We start from the raw sequence: 18849 nt of genomic DNA, 5'->3' as shown, positions 1-18849 counted from the left end.
GCTCACCCGTCCAGATCCACCCGCACCGTCAGCTGCCCCACCCCGACCACCCGGACCGCGGCGCTGTTGAGCCGGGGCAGGGCGCGCAGTCGGGCCGTGGTGTCGTCGTCGGGCAGGAGATGGGCGGTGCCGGTGTGCCAGCGGCCCCGCAGCCGGACCCGCACCCGCGGGTCCGCCATGATGTTGCGGACGTACTGGGAGCGTTCGCCGAACTCGGAGACCAGCCAGAACGAGTCACCGACCCGGCGTCCGCCGACCGGGGTGCGGCGGGGCAGGCCGGAGACGCGGCCCGTCGTCTCCAGCAGGGTGTGGGCCGGCAGGCGACGCATGACGGCGTTGAGGCGGCGCTGGAACGCGGTGACGACGCAGTACTTGGTCTCGGGGCTGCGGGGCATGGTTTGTCGGGTCTCCCGTCTTGTGGTGGCGGTGATGCTCTTCAATGTCTCTCACGGGGGATCGAACGATGGCGGAACCCCGAACGGTTCCCTCTGCGAGAGACGGTGCCCATGCGCGTGGTGACCTGGAACCTGTGGTGGCGGTTCGGCCCCTGGGCCGAGCGGCAGAAGGCCGTCCTCGCCGTCCTGCGGGACCTGCGTCCCGATGTCGTCGGCCTCCAGGAGGTGTGGGCCGCGGGCGGCGAGAACCTCGCCGCGTGGCTGGCCGACGAACTCGGCCTGCACTGGACCTGGGCGCCCTCGCCCGCCCCCGAGCGCTGGCGGCGGCGGATCGGGGACCCCGGGGCCGACATCGGCAACGCCGTGCTCAGCCGCTGGCCGGTCCTGGAGCGGGACGTGCTGCGGCTGCCGGCCCCCGAGGACCTCGACGACGGCCGGCTCGCCCTCTACGCCCGCCTGGACGCGCCGGGCGGTCAAGTTCCGTTCTTCACCGCCCACTTGACGTCCGCGACCCATGCCTCGACGGTACGGTGCCGACAGGTCACCGCCCTCGCCGAGTTCGTCGCCGCCCACCGCACCGGCACCGACTTCCCGCCCGTCGTCACCGGCGACTTCAACGCCCGGCCCGACTCGGACGAGATCCGTGCCTTCAGCGGCACCCGCACCGCGCCCGCCGTACCCGGCCAGGTCTTCCTCGACGCGTGGGAGTACGCCGACCCGTCCGCCCCGTCCGCCACCTGGGACCACGCCAACCCGTACGTTCACCCCGGCCCCGGCCCCGCCACCCGCATCGACTACATCCACGTGGGCGCCCCGGCCGGCCCCGACGGCATCGGCACCGTCCGAGCGGTACGGCGCGCCGGGGACGGCCCGGTCGACGGGGTATGGCCGTCGGACCACGCGGCGGTGGTGGCGGATCTGCAGTCGCCGGGGGCCTAGGGCCGGTCGGTCTGACGCCCCAGGAAGATCGGGTTCGTGAACGCCGCCAACGCCCCCGGCAGTGGCCCCACCGCCGCCTCGTGCCGCAGCTCCGCCCGGACGTAGGCCGCGTACGAGGGTGTCGTACGCCACTCCACGACACCCGAGCCGGCCACGGGCAGCGGCGGGCTGGTGAACAGGACGCCCTGGTCGGTGACGAAGCGGACCGTGCAGCGGGGGGCGCCCGAGGCCTCCAGGCGGACCGTCACCGGGGTGTTCCGGTCGACCCTCAGGCGTTCGCCGATGCCGGCGTGCTGGCCCTTCGCGCCGGACACGCCGAAGGTCAGGGAGACGTTCTTCGACTCGGCGACGTACGACCGGCCCGCCTTGATGCCCTCCTGGATCGCCTCGCGCGTCAGGTCGTCGGCCAGGACCACCGTCTGGGGGCTGCCGACCGGGTCCGGGTCGCGGTGGGCGTCGCTGTTGCCCATGGCGGGGATCCAGTCACGGCCCTCCCGCACCGAGGCCACCAGCATGCTGTCCCAGTCGGCCAGGGTCACCTCGTCGTCCGGGGTGTACGGCCCGTTCCACACCTCGACCGCGTCCGCCTCGCCGAAGCCGAACTTCCAGTTGCAGCCGACGCAGGTGGCGTGCGGGTGGGCGGGCACGACGAGACCGCCGGCCTTGCGGATCTGCCGGGCGAACCGGCCGAAGCGGTTGTCCCGGGCCCGGTAGCGCCAGTCGACGAAGGTGCCGGGGTCGGTGCCGAGTGCCACCACATGACCGTTCCGTGTCGTGACCTCCTCGCCCAGCATGATCAGGAGGTCGTCGCCGGCCAGGTCCGCCCAGTGCGCGTGCGCCGAGTGCGTGTTGTGCTCCGAGCTGTTGATGAAGTCCAGCCCCGCCGCCCGCGCCAGCGCCGCGATCTCGGCCGGCGTACGGCGGCCGTCGGAGAACCAGGAGTGCAGATGGCAGTCGCCCCGGTACCAGGCCCGGCCCCGGCCCTTCGCCCGGTCCGGCGGGTACGCCGGCTCGACGACCCCGCCGGGCTCGCCGTACGTCAGCGTGACGGTGACCTCGTACGGCAGCCCCTGCGGCGCCACCGTGTAGGGGCCCAGCGCGATGTGCCACGTGCCCTCGCGGACCGGGCCCGGAACGTACCCCGGCGTCGCCTCGTCCGCCCGGATGAAGAACTCCGTGCGCGCCCCGCCCGACCAGCCCCGGAAGCCACGGCCGCCGAGGTCGGTGCCGCGCCAGTCGAAGATGCCGATGTCGAGGGCGTTGCCCGGGGTGCCGGCCGGGACGGACGGCTTCTCGTAGGTGTAGGAGACCTTGATCTCCCGTACGCCGGCCGGTACTTCGACCGGCAGGTACACGAAGTCGGGGGACCCGGGCGGCAGGGTGCCCCGCACCGTGCGGGTCTCCGCGTCCTGGGTGTCGTCGGCGCCGCTGGCGAAGGTCACGCTTCCCAACGTAAGCGCGGCGGCCGCGCCCGTCACGAACAGCGCGCGTCTTCCCAGCCCGGCGTGGCCGCCCGTGTGGTCCGCGGGGCCCACGGGGCCCGCGTGATTGTCCTCGCACATGCTGCTGCTCCCCAGGTCGTCGTGAGTGACAGGGCGTGGGTGGTGCAGTGGTGGTGCGTGCAACTCTCGTATTCAGCCGTGAACTGCCGTGCAAGGGAAGGGAATCAGCAGACAATCGGCAGCCGACCGACAGAGGTGGATGAGGCGGATCTGTTCCGACCGACAGAGGTGGATCTGTTCCGACCGGTAGAGGTGAAAACTTCCGATCGGTAGAGGTGAAAACTGTGCCGACCGGTCGGTATGGACATCCGTGCAGTCGCGCGGTACAGATGCAGTCATGCGCATCTCCGTCACGATCTTCCTCACCGACGAGACCATCACCCCGATCCGGCTCGCCCGTGAGCTGGAGCAGCGCGGGTTCGCCGGGCTGTACCTGCCCGAGCACACCCACATCCCCGTCGAGCGGACCACCCCGTACCCGGTCGGCGGCGACCTGCCACCCGAGTACGGCCGCACCCTCGACCCCTTCGTCACCCTCGGCCAGGCGGCGGCGGTGACCGAGCGGCTCGGACTCGGCACGGGCATCACGCTCGTCGCCCAGCACGACCCGATCGACCTGGCCAAGCAGATCGCCACCCTCGACCACCTCTCCGGCGGCCGCTTCACCCTCGGCCTCGGCTTCGGCTGGAACGTGGAGGAGGCCGCCGACCACGGGGTGGACTGGCGGACCCGGCGGGAGCTGGTCCGGGACCGGATGGGCCTGATGCGGGCACTGTGGGCCGACGAACCCGTCGGGTACGAGGGGGAGTTCGGGGCGGTCCGGGCCAGCTACGCCTTCCCCAAGCCGGTGCAGAAGCCGCGCGGCCCGAAGGTCAACGGCCCCCGCACGCTCATCGGCGGGGCAGCCGGTCCCAAGCTCTTCGCGCACATCAGCGAGTACGCGGACGGGTGGATGCCGATCGGCGGCCGCGGATTGTCCGAAACCCTGCCTGTGCTGAGGGCCGCTTGGGCGGACGCCGGCCGCGATCCGGGGTCCCAGCAGGTGGTCCCGTACGCCGTGTACCCGAGCGCCGGCAAGCTCGCGCACTACGCCGAGTTGGGCATCGAGGAGGTCGTGGTGCAGTTGCCGCCGGCGGAGGAGACGGAGGTGCTGCGAGTCCTGGACGACTACGCCGAGTACTTGTAGACCGAGGCCAGGTCCAGCCAACCCTCAGGGGCGCGGGGAACTGCGCGACCAGCCACAACGCACCCGCAGCCGGCAATGCACAGCACCACCCCGAACCACCCCCGACCTCGCAAACCTCGAACGTATGCTCAGGGAATGACCACTGCTGCGACTCCCGGAACCGGCCCAACCGAGAACTCCATGCGTCGCGCCCTCAAACGCGCCCGGGACGGCGTCGCCCTCGACGTCTCCGAGGCCGCCGTACTGCTCCAGGCCCGCGGCGAGGCCCTGGACGACCTCGTCGCGTCCGCCGGCCGCGTACGGGACGCCGGCCTCGAACAAGCGGAGCGTCCCGGCGTCATCACGTACTCGAAGAGCGTCTTCATCCCCCTCACCCGGCTGTGCCGTGACAAGTGCCACTACTGCACCTTCGTCACCGTCCCCGGAAAGCTGCGCCGCGCCGGCCACGGGATGTTCATGTCGCCGGACGAGGTCCTCGACATCGCCCGCAAGGGCGCGGCCCTCGGCTGCAAGGAAGCCCTCATCACCCTCGGCGACAAGCCCGAGGACCGCTGGCCCGAGGCACGGGAGTGGCTCGACGCGCACGGATACGACGACACCATCGCCTACGTCCGCGCCATCTCCATCCGCATCCTGGAGGAGACGGGCCTGCTGCCCCACCTCAACCCCGGGGTCATGACCTGGACCGACTTCCAGCGGCTGAAGCCGGTCGCGCCGTCCATGGGCATGATGCTGGAGACGACCGCGACCCGCCTGTGGTCCGAGCCCGGCGGCCCCCACCACGGCTCCCCGGACAAGGAACCCGCCGTACGGCTGCGGGTGCTGGAGGACGCGGGCCGTTCCTCCGTGCCCTTCACCTCCGGGATCCTCATCGGCATCGGCGAGACGTACGAGGAGCGGGCCGAGTCCCTCTTCGCGCTCCGCAAGGTCTCCCGGGCCTACCACGGTATCCAGGAACTGATCATCCAGAACTTCCGCGCCAAGCCGGACACCGCGATGCGCGGCATGCCGGACGCGGAACTCGACGAGCTGGTCGCCACGGTGGCCGTCGCCCGGCACATCATGGGCCCGAGCGCCTGTCTCCAGGCGCCGCCCAACCTCGTGGACTCCGAGTACGAGCGGCTGATCCGGGCCGGCATAGACGACTGGGGCGGCGTCTCCCCGCTGACCATCGACCACGTCAACCCCGAACGCCCCTGGCCGCAGATCGAGGAGCTCGCCGAGCGCTCGGCGGCGGCCGGTTTCGAGCTGCGTGAACGGCTGTGCGTGTACCCGGAGTTCGTGCAGCGCGGCGAACCCTGGCTGGACCCCCGGCTGCTTCCGCACGTACGGGCGCTCGCCGACCCGGAGACGGGCCTCGCGCGTCCGGACGCGGTCGTCGAGGGGCACCCGTGGCAGGAGCCGGAGGAGGCCTTCGTCGCGTCCGGCCGTACGGATCTGCACACCACCATCGACACCGAGGGCCGTACGTCCGACCGGCGCGACGACTTCGACGTGGTGTACGGCGACTGGGGCGCCCTGCGCGAGGCCGCGGCGCCCGGGATGGCGCCGGAGCGCATCGACACCGACGTCCGCCAGGCGCTGCGGGTCGCGGCCGACGACCCGACCCGGCTGACCGACGCCGAGGCGCTGGCCCTGCTGCACGCGGACGGCCCGGCGCTGGACGCGCTCACGCGCATCGCCGACGACGTGCGCAAGTCGGTGGTGGGTGACGACGTCACGTACATCGTCACGCGGAACGTCAACTTCACCAACGTCTGCTACACCGGCTGCCGCTTCTGCGCCTTCGCTCAGCGCCGCACCGACGCCGACGCCTACACCCTCTCCCTGGACCAGGTCGCCGACCGCGCCCAACAGGCCTGGGAGGTGGGCGCGGTGGAGGTCTGCATGCAGGGCGGCATCCACCCGGACCTGCCCGGGACGGCGTACTTCGACATCGCGAAGGCGGTGAAGGAGCGCGTGCCCGGCATGCACGTGCACGCGTTCTCCCCGATGGAGGTCGTCAACGGCGCCACCCGCACCGGCATGTCGATCAGGGAGTGGCTGAGCGCCGCGAAGGAGGCCGGCCTGGACTCCATCCCCGGCACCGCCGCCGAGATCCTCGACGACGAGGTCCGCTGGGTCCTGACCAAGGGCAAACTGCCGACGGCGACGTGGATCGAGGTGGTGACGACCGCCCACGAGCTCGGCATCCGCTCGTCCTCGACGATGATGTACGGCCATGTCGACCAGCCCCGCCACTGGCTCGGCCATCTGCGCACGCTCGCCGGCATCCAGCAACGCACCGGCGGTTTCACGGAGTTCGTCACCCTCCCCTTCATCCACACCAACGCCCCGGTCTACCTGGCCGGCATCGCCCGCCCCGGCCCCACGACTCGCGACAACCGTGCGGTGACGGCCATGGCCCGCCTCCTCCTGCACCCGTACATCCCCAACATCCAGACCAGCTGGGTCAAACTGGGCACCGAGGGCGCGGCGGAGATGCTCCGCTCCGGCGCCAACGATCTGGGCGGCACGCTGATGGAGGAGACGATCTCGCGGATGGCGGGTTCGTCGTACGGCTCCTACAAGTCGGTACGCGACCTGGTGGCCGTCGCCGAGGCGGCCGGGCGTCCCGCGAAGCCCCGCACGACCCTGTACGGCGAGGTCCCGGAGGAACGGCAGCGGGCGGCGGCGGCCTCGGACGGGCATCTGCCGGAGCTGCTGCCGGTGCTGGACTGAGAAAGTCCGCCCCGCGGGGGTCGGTACGATGATCCGACCCCCGCTGGAGGGGTTCCCGTAGCTTGTGCAGCTGAGGAGATGCGTGCCGTGCCTGCTCCCAAGGTCTGGGTGACCGGTCTGACGGTGGGAGCGATAGCCGCCGTCACCGTCCTCGCCGTACAGGCCGACAAGGGGCCGCATCCGACGGCCACGGCGGCGGCCCGCCCGAGCGCGTCGGCGTCGCCGGGCGCGAGCCCCGCCCCCTCGAAGTCCGCCGAGTCCACCGCCGTGCCGGACGGCTCGGGCACGGGGCGCCGGGTCGTGTACTCCCTCGGCCAGAAGCGGGTGTGGCTGGTCGACGCGAGCGACGCGGCCCGCCGTACCTTCACCGTCTGGCCGGGCACGGTGAGCCCGGACCCCGGCACCTACGCGGTGTCGTCGCGCGCCATGGCCACGACGGGCTCGGACGGCGTGCAGATCGAGAACATCATCTACTTCGCCGCGAAGTCCGGTGTCTCCATCGCCTTCTCCAACGCCGTCGACGGCTCCTCGCCCCCGCCCGCCGAGGGCAAGCAGACCGGCGGGGTCCGCACCCGCGCGGCCGACGGCGAGGCGCTGTGGACGTTCGGGGAGACGGGCACGGCGGTGGTCGTGGTCAAGTAGGTCCGCGCTGCATCTTTCGATGTACCCCAGGATCGACTTCGCTCATGACGATTCGGGCCGTGGCCGCCGTGACGATGAGTACATGACGCAGCACACGGACGAGCGAGCCCCGCGGACCACCCAGGAGACCCCGCCCACCGGACGACGGCTCCCCCTCCTCGACGTACTGCGCGGTGCGGCCATCCTGGGCACGCTCATGACGAACGTATGGATCTTCACCGGGCCGGGCGCGGAGTGGGGCGCCCTGGAGGCCGGTACGGACACGGGAGCCGTCGAAGCCGTCTTCAGCGTGCTGGCGAACGGCAAGTTCCTGTCGCTGCTGACGATCCTGTTCGGCGTCGGTCTCGCCATCCAGTACGCCTCGGCGGCGCGACGGGGGCAGCCGTGGCCGGGGCGCTACCGGTGGCGGGCGCTGTTCCTGTTCGCCGAGGGCACGGTGCACTTCGTGCTGGTCTTCGCCTGGGACGTACTGATGGGATACGCCGTCACCGCGCTCCTCGTGGCCTGGCTCCTGACCCGCTCGGAACGCGCCCAGCGGCGGGTGATGTGGTGGGCGGCGGGCATCCATCTCACGTTCATGGCCCTGCTGACCGCGGCCCTGGCGACGGCCGGCGGCGATGACGGCGGCGGTGACGGCGGCGGTGTCTCCGGGGAGGTCGTCGACCTGTACGCGCACGGCAGCTACCTGGACCAGATCGCCTTCCGCCTGGAGAACGCGATTGCGCTCCGCATGGAACCGGTCCTGACCTTCTGCCTTCTGCTCTTCCTCTTCCTGCTGGGCGTACGGCTGTTCCGGGCGGGCGCGTTCGGCGCGGACGAGACGGGCCGCCGGCTGCGCTCCCGCCTGCTGGCGTGGGGCCTGGGCCTCGGCCTGCCCCTCAACGCGGCGGCGACCCTGGCCGGCCCGGACTTCTTCCTGCTGGCCCGCTACGGTGCCGCCCCGCTGCTGGCCGTCGGGTACATCGGCCTGATCGGTGCCCTGGTGGACCGGGTACGGCGGCCGGGCCCGCTCATGACGGGCCTGACGTCGGTGGGCCGTACGGCCCTGTCCGGCTACGTCCTGCAGAACGCGCTGTGCGTGCTCGTCTCGTACGGCATCGGGCTGGGCCTGGCGGAGCGGCTCGGTGACACGGGTCCCTGGTGGGTGGTCGGGCTGTGGGTCACGGTCTGCGCGATCCTGATGGCGGGCTCCACCCTCTGGCTGCGGCGCTTCTCGGCAGGGCCCCTGGAGTCGATCCAGAAGTGGGCCCTGCGCCACTGAAGCGGTGTCAGCTCTCCTTCGTCGGCAGGTGGTTGACGATCAGCACGACGCCGCTGAACAGGAACACCCGGGTCGCGGCGTCCAGTCCGTTCCAGTCCCCGGACTGCCACATGGAGAACCACTCACCGCCGATGGCGATGAACCCGGCGCCGAAGAGCAGCATCAGCATCAGCAGGCCGTAGGTGGAGAAGCGGCGCGCACGGACGTCGTCGCGCCGGGCCCACAGCCACGTGCCGTATATCAGCACGAGTGCGGCGACGGCCTCCCAGACGATGATCGCGACGTACGCCGCGTCCTGAAGCCCCTTGCTGGTGATGGCTCTCCACATCAGGTCCTCGTCCTTGAACGTGGTGTCCATGGCCAGGACGTGCCGTACGAACTGCTGGTTGGTACCGAAGTCGGTGATGTTTCCGAAGGCGACGAGGGCGACGTAAAGGGCGGCCGTCGCGGTGAGGAGGGTGGCGGCGAGACGGAGTGCGCTGCGTGGGGGTGTGGTTGACATGATGGTCATCTTCCCCGGGGTTCGGGTCCGTTCCATAGGCATTGAGCCAGAATGACGGTGCAGGAGCCGACCGAGAGGACCCACGCGTGGCGCAGACGCGGCCGTCGATGCAACAGCTCATCGCCCAGCGGCAACGAGCCGGATTCATCGGCCGGGGCGCCGAACGGGCCGCGTTCCGCGCCAACTTCGACACTCCACCCGAGGACGAACGGCACCGCTTCCTCTTCCACGTGCACGGCAACGCGGGCGTCGGCAAGAGCTTCCTGCTGCGGGAGCTGGGCCAAGTAGCCCGGGAACACGGGGCGTTGATTGCGTATGTCGACGACAGCGCGGGGAGCTTGCCGGAGGCGATGGAGGTGATCAGCCGGCAGTTCGCCACGCAGGGCAGGCGCTTCAAGGACCTGGACCGGCTGCTGGCCACCTACCGGGAGCGGCGGCACGAGGCGGAGCTGGCCGTGGCCGCCGAGCAGCCCGCCGAGCCCGACGGGCCCTCGGCGAGCAGTACGGTGGCGGTGCGGGCCGGGCTGGTGGCCCTGGGGCTGGTGCCGGGCGTCGGAGCCTTCGCGGGAGCCCTGGACAGCGGCCGGCTCGCGCAGGTCACCGACCGTTTGCGGGCCGACCTCGGCGCACGGTTCCGCAGCCACGAGGACGCACGGCTGGTCCTCGCCCCCGAGAGCGTGCTCACCCCGGTGCTGCTCGACGAACTCGCCCAGGCCGCGTCCGCCGCACCGTGGATCGTCCTGTTCTTCGACACGTACGAGATGACCGGCCGCTTCCTCGACGGCTGGCTGCACAGCGTGATGACCACGGACCGGTACGGGGCGGTGCCCGCCACGACCGTCGTGGTGACGGCGGGGCAGCTCCCCTTCGACACCGCCCGCTGGGGCGGCTTCGGCGACTTCATGACGGACCTGCCGCTGGGGCCGTTCACCGAGCCGGAGGCGCGGGACCTGCTCGCGGGCCGGGGAGTGGTGGCCGAGCCGGTGGTCCGGGAAGTGCTGCGCCTCACCGCCGGGCTGCCGGTGCTCGTGTCGACGCTCGCGGAGAGCCGCCCCGCGGACCCCGCCGACGTGGGTGACCCCAGCGCCACGGCCGTGGACCGGTTCCTGAAGTGGGAGGCGGATCCGGTACGGCGGTCGGTCGCGCTGGCGTGTGCGCTGCCACGAGGGCTGGACGCGGACGTGTTCCGGGCGGTCGCGGACCGTCCGGACGCCGGACCGGGCGAACTCGACGCGCTGTACGCGTGGTTGCGGAGCCTGCCGTTCGTCGCCGAGCGCGGCGGCCGGCTGCGGTACCACGATGTCGTACGGGCGCCCATGCTGCGGTTGCAGCGCAGCGAGGCGCCCAGGAGCTGGGCCGCCCGGCAGAAGGCGCTGGCCGCGGTGTTCGGTCGGTGGCGCACCGAGGCGGAGACGGGCCGGGGCGGCACGGAGCTGTGGGCGGACGAGGGGTGGCGGGAACTCCGGCTGGCGGAGCTGTACCACCTGCTGTGCGCGGGGGATTCCTCGGCGCTGTCGAGCGTGCTGAGCGATGTCGTCGACGCCTGCGAACAGGGGGAGTCCGTCGCGGGCCGGTGGGTGCGGGTCCTGGTCGAGGCGGGACGGGACGCGGAGACGCGGACGGCGGCCGACTGGGGACGGCAGCTGGCGGAGGCGCTCGCTACCGGCGGGACGTCCGCCATCCTGGAACTGCTGTTGCGGCGCGCGGGGTTCGCGGTGTACGCCGGGCCGGTCTACAACGGGCCGGTCGTCAACGGGGACCTCGCCCGGGTGCGATTCGAGTGGCTGAGGACATCCGGCGATCGGTCAAGGGAGAGGGCTCGGTCGGCACCGGCTCCGGCACCGGCACCGGAGCCGACACCGACACCGACGGCGACGGAGCCGTATCCGACGCCGACGCCGTATCCGACCCCCGTGCCGCCGCCGTCGTGGACGGCCGCCGTGAGGCCGGGGGCGCCGGTACAGGGGGACGCGCGCCAGGCCACGCCTGCCGACCCCGGCTGGAGCGTCACCCTGGACCCCGCCGTCGCGGCCCGCGCCTACCGCACCCGCGCCCTGGCCCACGACCTCGCGGGTGACCAGAACGCCGCCGTCGCCGACCTGGACCGGGCCCTCGAACTGACCCCGGACGACGCCCGCGGTCTCGCCCTGCGCGGGGAGTACCACCGCGTCCTGGAACGCCACGACGAGGCGATCCGCGACCTGGACCGGGCGCTCGCCCTGAACCCGGCCGACGCCTTCGCCGCGGCATCCCGAGGCGCCACCCGCCTCAGCCGCCAGCAGCTCGACGAGGCGCTCGCCGACCTCGACCGGGCGGTGGAGCTCAAGCCGGACTACCCCTGGGCGCTGGTCCGCCGGGCCCGCGTACACCGTGGCCTCGGCGACCCCGACCGCCAACTGGCCGACCTCGACCGGGCCGTGGCCGCCGACCCCGACTGGGCCTGGGTCCGCTGTGAGCGCGGTGACGCCCTGCGCGGCGTCGGCCGTGACACCGAGGCCCTCGCCGACTACGACCACGCGCTCGTCCTGGAGCCCGGCTACGACTCCGCCCGCGCGAGCCGGGGCGCCTCGCTGGCCAACCTCGGCCGGCATGAGGAGGCCCTCGCCGAACTGGACCAAGTCCTGGAGCGGAGGCCGTCGTACACCTGGGCGCTCCGCCAGCGGGCGGCCGTCCGCCGGCACCTCGGCGACGACGCCGGGGCCACTTCGGACGAGGAACTTGCCCAGGCCGGTGAGTGACGCGGCCTCTACCCGGTCCGACAGCGCGGGCAGCGGCACGGGGGCCAGCTGAGGGAGTCGACGACCCGTTCCGGGTCCGGGACGGCTTGGACGGTGCGCCGCAGGGCCGTGCCGACGCGTGTGCCGTCCGCGCGGATCCGATAGGTCTCGATGGTCATACGGGAGGTGCCCGGCTCGGGCGGGGTTCCGGCCTACACCGTTCACCTCCGGTGACCGGCCGGTGGCAGGAGCACGGGCAACGGCGCGCCAGGAACAGGCCGTTGTGGTGAGGCAGAGGCACATCCCTGGTTCGGCGACACGCAGCGTGCATGTCCCGGTACTCCTGCCGCTGCGCGAGCGCGCACTCGGCCGACAGATACGCGGGAGGCAACGCCGGCTCCCTCATACCGGCACCTCTTCCGTGCCCATGACGTGCCGCCGACTCCGCGGCGCCCGCTCTCGCTCGTACATGATCAGGTACGGCCGGACCAGCGCCGAGTCCTCGCCGGCGAGCCACTCGTGCAGACCGTACGGCGATCGGTGCGGGGGCAGCCCGCAGGCGGACGTGCCGGGCTCCTCGGGCCCTTGCCCCGGGGCCGGTGCGGTGGGTCGCTCACAGGCCCGGCGCCTGCCGGTACCGGGCTTCAGCATGCCCAGCACTCGTCGCAGAAAGGCGTGGACACGGGTACGGACAGGGATAATGGCTAACGTCATCGCTGTTTCCTTGCTGTTCCTTGGCTTTCAGTGGTGGCCGCGCCCCGGGAGTCCTGGCCGACTCGCCGGGGTCCTGTCGTTCAGGCCTGTCGAAGCGCGGTGGCGAGCGCGCGGGCCGTCTCGACGTTGCAGCGCCCCAGGTTGATCAGCGGGGCGGGCTCGGCGCCGGCGCACGAAGCGGCATCGAGCCCCAGGGAGGGCAGTTGCACCCCGGCCGCGCCGAGCGCGTCGCGCAACTCGTCGCGTGCCCGCTCGGCGGCCCTGACCTTCTCCGTGGACATGCGTTCTTCTCCGTTCGCCGGTAACCCCACACCAGGGGCGATTACTTTGGGTGTTCAAAGCATCGCCCTGCATGACGGTGACCAACAGTCATTGATGTCCCCAGCCGCGTCTGGGGAGACGGGAGTTGTCCCATGGCCGCACGCCCCCGCGAACTGACCCCTGACCGAAGCGCCCGCCACCTGTTCGGCGCGAAGATGCGCGCGTTCAGGGAACGGGCGGGGATGAGCCTTGAGGGGCTCTCAGACGTCGTGAACATCAGCCGAAGCCACCTGTCCCGCATCGAGACGGCCGAGGTGATGCCGCCGCCGTCGCTTCCGGGCACGCTGGACGCGGCGTTCGGGACGGACGGGATCTTTGAGGAGCTGTACAAGCTCGCGAGTAGGGAGAGCCATCCTGACCAGTTCCGGCGCCGGATGGAGCTTGAGGCGCGGGCCCGGATCATCGACGAGTTTTCCTGCCAGCTCGTGACAGGGCTGATGCAGACCAAGGACTATGCCCATGCGCTGTTCCAGACCTACGATCCGAGGCGGCGCCCGGAGAAGAACGAGGAGCTGTGGCAGGCCCGTCTGAGTCGGCAGGCCCTGTTGCGGGCGGATCCTGCGCCGGATCTCTCGGTGATCCTTGATGAGGCGGTGCTGCGGCGGTCTTACGGCGGACCGGCTGTCATGCGGGACCAACTGGCCCATCTCCTCGACCTGACGCTGACTCCCACGAGCACCTTGCAGGTTCTCCCATTCGAGCACGGGGGACATGCCCTGGCCGGGGGTTCACTGGCACTGTTCACCCTCGAAGACGGGACCCAGGTCGCCTGGGATGAGGGTTTCTCGGACGGGACATTGCTGGAGGATCCGGAGACCGTCCGGCACCGTCGGCGGGCCTACGATCTGCTCAGGGCGTCTGCCCTGTCGCCGCGTGACTCGGCGGCGTTCATCCGATCCGTCATGGAGGAACTACCGACATGAGCACCACTCCCAACCTCTCCCGCGCGGGGTGGGTCAAGTCGAGCTACAGCAACGGTGAGGGCGGCGGCTGCGTCGAGTGGGCCCCGTCTCACGCCCCCACAGGCGTCGTCCCCGTCCGCGACAGCAAGGTCTCGGACGGCCCGGCGCTCACCTTCGTACCGTCGGCGTGGTCGTCGTTCGTCACCGCCGTCCGGCAGGAGGAGTTCGGCACCGCATGACCCCCGGCGTTACCTCAGCCCACGCCGGGCGTCATTCAGCACGGCGTGGGCATCCGCGCCGAACACGGCGGACTCCCGGAGGGTCCGCCAGACCTTCGTGTAGAGGGCGAGGTTGTCCGCGTCGTCCAGCCACAGCTCGGCGTGCCAGTCCTCGGCCACGACAAGGCGGTCATCGAGGATCCAGAAGCCGTTGGCGGGCACGATCTTCACCGCGGCGGTGAACGGGATGATGCCGAGCTCGACCGTGTCCATACCGATCATGCCGGTCAGCCGGTCGAGTTGGGCGGCGAGCGCTGAGGGAGGGCAGATCCGGGAACGCAGCGCGGCCTCCCACATGAGGACGTGGACCTTGCGTCCGGGCCGGTACAGCCATTCCTGGCGTTGCACCCTGGCGCGTACGGCGTCCTCGACATCGCCGGTCGCTCCCAGGAGTTCCGAGTACCGCGTGATGACGTGACGTGCGTACTCAGGCGTCTGCAACAGACCGGCGACCACGGCCTCCTCCCACACCCAGATCTCCGAGGAGTGCTCGATCTCCTTGCTCAGGCTCTCGTGGACGGCCTTGAAACCGTTCGCCAGGGCTCGTCGCCACGACCTGATGTGGGACTCGAATCCCGCGAGACGGGAGGCCAGTTCGGGATAGACGTCCGGCCGGCCGGTGGCGTCGGCCCAGGCACGGAGATCCTCGGGGGTGGCGGTCTGCTTTCCGTGCTCCAGCTTGCTGACCTTGGAACTCGGCCACCCCAGCCGCTGCGCCAGCTGCTGACCGGTGAGCCGACCATCAGGACATGAGAAGCGCAGCTCGCGAAGCCGCGCCCCGAGAGCTTCCCGCGCCTGCTGATAGTCAGTGCTCACCGGTCACGCACGCTACTCGGTCGCGGTAACCCGCGCGGCGAACTGCCCGTACGGAACGGCGTGGTGCATGGCCGCGTCACGCGCGATGGCGTAACGCACGACCTGCGCGGGCTCCGTGATCAGTTCGATGCTGAGCAGGTTGTCGTCGTCGTCGAAGCGCAGCAGGGCGACGAGGCGGGAGTCGAAGATCCAGAAGTCCTCCGCGGGAAGACCGGCCCGGACCGCTTCCTCCCGCCGCAGGTAGCGGATGTCCTCTCCGACGGACGCGTTGTGCCGGGCGTAGTCGAGCAGGAACAACTGCTCCGTGGTGGGCGGATCGTCGGCGACGCGGACGCGCCCGACCTTCTTTCCTTCGGCGGTCTGGCGGCGGATGTTCGTGAACCACGGCTCCTCGGGGTCCCAGGTCGAGGACCCGGTGGCCAGGAACGCCTTGTAGTCGGGGTCCTGACGGTCGGATGCGTATCCGCGTCGTGTCTCCAGGCGCCAAGCGGTGTGCTCGAAGGTCTCGAAGAGTCGCCGGAAGGCGTCTCGGCCGATCAGGTCCGGCACTCGGTCCATCTCCTTCGGTCCCCAGTTCACCAGCAGTTCGCGAGGTACGACGACTGCGGCCTCGGCCTCACCGAAGTGCCGTAACTGTGCGATGTCCTCGGGATCGGTCAGAGGCGTGCCCTGGACGATGACCTCGCCCGTCCTGACGTCCATGTGCAGGGCGGGGCAGCCGTCGACCTTGCTGTCCGTGCCGGTGAAGCGCAGCTGGCGAGCCATGGGTGGCGTCCTTTCCGGGGTCGTTGATCTCATCAGCATGGCCAGATTCCTGGTCCCGTTCCAGGGAGCGAGGCAGGGTTCGGAAGAAAACAGCAGCAATCTGAGGGAGCCTACGAGAAAAGCCGGGAAATCGGCATGGCGCCTGCGAACTCGGTGCTCCTAACGTCCCGTTCATGGTCCACCCACCGCTCACCTTCAACTCCTCGAAGGGAAGGCCAAGATGGCAACCGCTGTAGAGGCGTCGGTCAGGATCCGCGACACGAGGGCCATCCTCAACGCGCTTCAGGAGCGCGACCCGCTCCTGGTCCCGGACAAGGGCATGGACATCTGGGAGCGAGAGGTGCGGCTCCTGCTGCGCGACAGTGTCGCCGTCCGCAGCCTCGCGGAGCGCATCCTCGACCAGGGCATCGCGTACCTGATCACCGCTATGGAGAACCCCGGCGTCGACATGGGACCCGGATACACCGTCGACATCGGCATCCACCAGATCATCCTCGACACGCCCGTCTACTTCGCGCTCTGCGACATGTACAACGGCGGCCGCTACAAACACCACGCTCCGCTCGTGAAGCGCCGTCGCGATGGCATCGTCATGCGGACCGCCGAGATCATCCGCAGCAACGGCTTCGAGATCGACAGGGAGCTGTGGGAGGTCGACGCGTCCGACTGCGGCCCGTGTGACGAGAAGGTCCCTGACAGCCACTGACCGACCGTTAAAGTCGCCCCGTCCCCCTCCGGCGGCTGTCCGGGGGACGGGGTTCCCGTTCGTGTACGCAGAGGAATACGTCTTGTCCGTACGCCACGATCTCGGCATCGAGACCGATGTCTGGAACGCCTACGCCGAGTCCGCCTTCAAGGACGACGCCGAGCCCGTGTTCTGCTGGACCCAGTACGCCGGGCACGGCCCCGGCCCCGAGGTGCTCGGCGAAACCCCCGCCAAGGTGTTCGAGATCGGCTGCGGCACCGGGCGCGCGGTCGCCCATCTCGCGGGGCGCGGCATCAGGGCCCATGGCCTCGACCTGTCGCCGGTCATGGTGCGGAAGATCAGCGAGAAGTGGGCCTCAACCGGCGCCGTCTTCCACCAGGGCGAGGCGATCTCCTATCTGCGGGCCACCGACGAGACGTACGACGCCATCTACTCGATCTTCGGTGCGGCTTGGTTCGCCGACCCGCTTCAGCTCCTGCCTCTGGTCCGTGAACGGCTGAGCCCCGGGGGTGTGTTCGCCTTCTCGCAACCGCCGGCCATTCCCGGCGCGTACGGTCCGCAGGGCATGTACAAGGGTGGCTTCGCCGGGAAGCCGATGTACACGTACCGCTACAGCTACACGCCGCGACGGTGGAAGAGCCTGCTCCTGAACGCGGGCTTTCGCACAGCTGAGGCAGAGGTGATCGATGCCCCCACAGCCGGCCACATCGGCACACTGCTGGTACGCGCCGAGGCGTGAGCGTGTTGATCCCCATGCCCGAGCTCACCCCGGAAGCCTTGCGGGCGGCCGTGGCGCGCATCGCGCCAGCCGGATCCCGGCCCTGACTCAACACCTCCTCGATGCCAAGAGCAACGCCCGGCAGACGCGGAGCCCGGCCCCGCTCCGGGCCTTCGTGCACACCTGGGCCATGTTCGTGGCGGTCGAACGGCACCCGGGCCGGGCCGCCCGGCTGTGGGAGCTTGAGCGGATCGTGGACGCGGGGGAGCAGGACCCGCGGGAGGCCATCACCGAGATCCTGGCGATCAGGGAGGTCGCGGAGGCGGAGGCCGGGCTACGTCGGACCGGTACCGGTGAAATCTGACCACTCGCGCCCACTTCGGTCACACCTCGCATACCGATCCACCCCCTGAACTGACCGTCTCCGGTCGATTACAGTGACGAACGGTCGTGCGAGGACGCTGTCACGGGGAGGTCTTGGTGGGTGCGACACTCGGCGCCGTCTGGGGCCGTACCGAGCAGCAGGACTTCCGCAGCCGGGTGCGGGGCACCCTGCTCGGCGTGGCCGTCGGGGACGCCCTCGGGGCGCCGGTCGACGGGCTCGGCCTTGAGGAGATCCAGGAGCAGTACGGCGCGGAGGGCCTCGTCGACCTGGGGTTCGGGTACGGGCGGCGCGGTGCCGTGACCCATCTCACGCAGCTGAGCCTGTTCTCCGTCGACGGATTGATAAGAGCCCAGGTCAGACGGGATACGGGGGCCTGGCATCCGCCGACCGACCTGCACCGGGCCTATCTGCGGTGGGCCGCCACCCAGCGGGACTGGGGACCCGACGAGCGCCGTAAGGACGACGGGTGGCTGGCGCGCGAGGAGTGGCTGTACGCCCGCCGCGACCCGACCCGCGCCCTTCTCATCGGCCTCGGCGACGAGACCATGGGCACGCTGGAGTCCCCCAAGAACGCGGCCGAGCTCGGGCCGGAGGCCGTCGCCCGTTCCGCGCCCTTCGGACTGCTCGTCGGCTGGGAGCCGCAGCTCGTCATGCAGCTCGCCGTGGAGTGTGCGACGCAGACCCACGGCCACCCGATCGCCTACCTGTCGGCGGGCGCGTACGCCGTCGTCGTGCATGGTCTTGCCTGCGGGGAGAGCCTCGACGGGGCCGTCCAGCGGGCGCTCGCGCTGCTCGCCCTGCGGCCCGGGCACGAACCCGTGTCGGACGCGTTGCAGCACGCCCTGGGTGCTGTACGGCAGGGCATGCCGACACCGGCGCGGGTCGAGGAGCTCGCGGCCGACGGCTCGGCGGACGGGCTGCTCGCGGCCGCCGTGTACTGCGCCCTGGTCGGCGAGGACGTCCGGCACGGGCTGTGCCTCGCCGTGAACCACGACGGCCCCTCCGCCGCCGCGGCCTCCCTCACCGGCGGCCTCCTCGGCGCCCTGCACGGCGAGACCGCCCTGCCCCCGGCTTGGCTGGCCGAACTGGAAGGCCGCCCCACCATCCTCGAACTCGCCGACGACTTCGCCATGGAGATGACCCAGGGCCCGGCCCTGCACGGCCCGGCGGGCGCCTCACCGGCATGGCTGGCTCGGTACCCGCGGGGGTGAGCCCGACACCGGGGCCTTCTTGCGTGGCGCCCCCGCCGTTCGGGGGCGCGAGGTGGGCGTCCGACGCCGCCGAGATCCCCGACCTGGACTCCGACGCCAACACCGCGCACGCCCTGCTCGAACTGCTCGCCGAGAGGAGCCGCTGACGACGCCGGTGAGCGCTCGGGA

General features: G+C 71.1%; 20 protein-coding genes. 13 read left to right on the top strand and 7 right to left on the bottom strand.

The features are described from left to right. Nucleotides 1–2: 2 nt before the first annotated feature. Nucleotides 3–395 (bottom strand): nitroreductase/quinone reductase family protein, encoded by a 393-nt coding sequence (locus AQJ67_RS29620; RefSeq protein WP_062722358.1) that lies wholly within the window; start codon nucleotides 393–395, stop codon nucleotides 3–5. A 111-nt stretch (nucleotides 396–506) separates the two neighbouring features. Between AQJ67_RS29620 and AQJ67_RS29615 the strand changes: the two genes are divergently transcribed. Then, nucleotides 507–1334, top strand: coding sequence for an endonuclease/exonuclease/phosphatase family protein (locus AQJ67_RS29615; RefSeq protein WP_062722357.1), 828 nt, complete (start codon nucleotides 507–509; stop codon nucleotides 1332–1334). On the opposite strand, the gene AQJ67_RS29610 is transcribed toward AQJ67_RS29615, so the two are convergent. Next, the gene (locus AQJ67_RS29610) at nucleotides 1331–2896 is read right to left on the bottom strand and encodes a CehA/McbA family metallohydrolase (RefSeq protein ID WP_062722356.1); all 1566 of its coding nucleotides are present in this window, start codon (nucleotides 2894–2896) and stop codon (nucleotides 1331–1333) included. The two genes, AQJ67_RS29615 and AQJ67_RS29610, sit on opposite strands and share 4 nt — an antisense overlap. Nucleotides 2897–3173: 277 nt before the next feature. Between AQJ67_RS29610 and AQJ67_RS29605 the strand changes: the two genes are divergently transcribed. From AQJ67_RS29605 to AQJ67_RS29590, 4 genes are all read left to right on the top strand, one after another. Beyond that, a complete protein-coding gene (locus AQJ67_RS29605; RefSeq protein ID WP_062722355.1) occupies nucleotides 3174–4022 on the top strand; it encodes an LLM class F420-dependent oxidoreductase in 849 nt (282 codons plus the stop codon). 135 nt (nucleotides 4023–4157) lie between these two features. Continuing rightward, nucleotides 4158–6743, top strand: a complete 2586-nt coding sequence (locus AQJ67_RS29600) for a bifunctional FO biosynthesis protein CofGH (RefSeq protein ID WP_062722354.1) — start codon at nucleotides 4158–4160, stop codon at nucleotides 6741–6743. Between the two features lie 78 nt (nucleotides 6744–6821). Next, nucleotides 6822–7385 carry a hypothetical protein gene (locus AQJ67_RS29595; protein WP_062722353.1) on the top strand — a complete coding sequence of 188 codons (564 nt, stop codon included), beginning with the start codon at nucleotides 6822–6824 and terminating at the stop codon, nucleotides 7383–7385. Nucleotides 7386–7467: 82 nt separating this feature from the next. Next, the gene (locus tag AQJ67_RS29590) at nucleotides 7468–8646 is read left to right on the top strand and encodes a DUF418 domain-containing protein (protein ID WP_062722352.1); all 1179 of its coding nucleotides are present in this window, start codon (nucleotides 7468–7470) and stop codon (nucleotides 8644–8646) included. A gap of 7 nt (nucleotides 8647–8653) precedes the next feature. Here the strand turns inward: AQJ67_RS29590 and AQJ67_RS29585 are convergent, their stop codons facing one another. Further along, nucleotides 8654–9148: a DUF2165 domain-containing protein gene (locus tag AQJ67_RS29585; protein ID WP_062722472.1), complete on the bottom strand. Its 495-nt coding sequence runs from the start codon at nucleotides 9146–9148 to the stop codon at nucleotides 8654–8656. Nucleotides 9149–9255: 107 nt separating this feature from the next. On the opposite strand from AQJ67_RS29585, the gene AQJ67_RS29580 reads away from it, so the two are divergent. After that, complete coding sequence (locus tag AQJ67_RS29580) at nucleotides 9256–11886, top strand: tetratricopeptide repeat protein (protein ID WP_244190634.1); 2631 nt, start codon at nucleotides 9256–9258, stop codon at nucleotides 11884–11886. 381 nt (nucleotides 11887–12267) lie between these two features. Here the strand turns inward: AQJ67_RS29580 and AQJ67_RS29575 are convergent, their stop codons facing one another. Both AQJ67_RS29575 and AQJ67_RS29570 read right to left on the bottom strand, forming a co-directional pair. Next, entirely contained in the window at nucleotides 12268–12579 is a 312-nt protein-coding gene (locus AQJ67_RS29575; RefSeq protein WP_159058850.1) for a hypothetical protein, read from the bottom strand. Nucleotides 12580–12659: 80 nt separating this feature from the next. Next, entirely contained in the window at nucleotides 12660–12860 is a 201-nt protein-coding gene (locus AQJ67_RS29570; protein WP_062722350.1) for a hypothetical protein, read from the bottom strand. Between the two features lie 132 nt (nucleotides 12861–12992). Here AQJ67_RS29570 and AQJ67_RS29565 point away from each other — a divergent pair, with 132 nt between their 5' ends. Further along, on the top strand, nucleotides 12993–13823 hold the full coding sequence (locus tag AQJ67_RS29565) for a helix-turn-helix domain-containing protein (RefSeq protein ID WP_062722349.1): 831 nt from the start codon (nucleotides 12993–12995) through the stop codon (nucleotides 13821–13823). Then, nucleotides 13820–14041: a DUF397 domain-containing protein gene (locus AQJ67_RS29560; RefSeq protein ID WP_062722348.1), complete on the top strand. Its 222-nt coding sequence runs from the start codon at nucleotides 13820–13822 to the stop codon at nucleotides 14039–14041. Before AQJ67_RS29565 ends, AQJ67_RS29560 begins: the two co-directional genes overlap by 4 nt. Nucleotides 14042–14050: 9 nt before the next feature. On the opposite strand, the gene AQJ67_RS29555 is transcribed toward AQJ67_RS29560, so the two are convergent. Then, on the bottom strand, nucleotides 14051–14896 hold the full coding sequence (locus AQJ67_RS29555; protein ID WP_062722347.1) for a helix-turn-helix domain-containing protein: 846 nt from the start codon (nucleotides 14894–14896) through the stop codon (nucleotides 14051–14053). A gap of 12 nt (nucleotides 14897–14908) precedes the next feature. Then, nucleotides 14909–15661 (bottom strand): DUF6879 family protein, encoded by a 753-nt coding sequence (locus AQJ67_RS29550; protein ID WP_062722346.1) that lies wholly within the window; start codon nucleotides 15659–15661, stop codon nucleotides 14909–14911. A gap of 220 nt (nucleotides 15662–15881) precedes the next feature. Between AQJ67_RS29550 and AQJ67_RS29545 the strand changes: the two genes are divergently transcribed. The 5 genes from AQJ67_RS29545 (at nucleotide 15882) to AQJ67_RS50250 (ending at nucleotide 18827) form a co-directional block, all read left to right on the top strand. Then, on the top strand, nucleotides 15882–16367 hold the full coding sequence (locus tag AQJ67_RS29545) for a hypothetical protein (protein WP_062722345.1): 486 nt from the start codon (nucleotides 15882–15884) through the stop codon (nucleotides 16365–16367). 82 nt (nucleotides 16368–16449) lie between these two features. Continuing rightward, nucleotides 16450–17106, top strand: a complete 657-nt coding sequence (locus AQJ67_RS29540) for a class I SAM-dependent DNA methyltransferase (protein WP_062722344.1) — start codon at nucleotides 16450–16452, stop codon at nucleotides 17104–17106. A 169-nt stretch (nucleotides 17107–17275) separates the two neighbouring features. Next, on the top strand, nucleotides 17276–17449 hold the full coding sequence (locus AQJ67_RS50480; RefSeq protein WP_341846174.1) for a hypothetical protein: 174 nt from the start codon (nucleotides 17276–17278) through the stop codon (nucleotides 17447–17449). A gap of 116 nt (nucleotides 17450–17565) precedes the next feature. Continuing rightward, nucleotides 17566–18681 (top strand): ADP-ribosylglycohydrolase family protein, encoded by a 1116-nt coding sequence (locus AQJ67_RS29530; RefSeq protein ID WP_062722343.1) that lies wholly within the window; start codon nucleotides 17566–17568, stop codon nucleotides 18679–18681. Between the two features lie 23 nt (nucleotides 18682–18704). Then, on the top strand, nucleotides 18705–18827 hold the full coding sequence (locus tag AQJ67_RS50250; RefSeq protein WP_279616909.1) for a hypothetical protein: 123 nt from the start codon (nucleotides 18705–18707) through the stop codon (nucleotides 18825–18827). Nucleotides 18828–18849: the final 22 nt, after the last annotated feature.

It is taken from the genome of Streptomyces caeruleatus (assembly GCF_001514235.1).
Taxonomy (GTDB): domain Bacteria; phylum Actinomycetota; class Actinomycetes; order Streptomycetales; family Streptomycetaceae; genus Streptomyces; species Streptomyces caeruleatus.
This window is presented reverse-complemented; position numbering and strand designations above follow the sequence as displayed.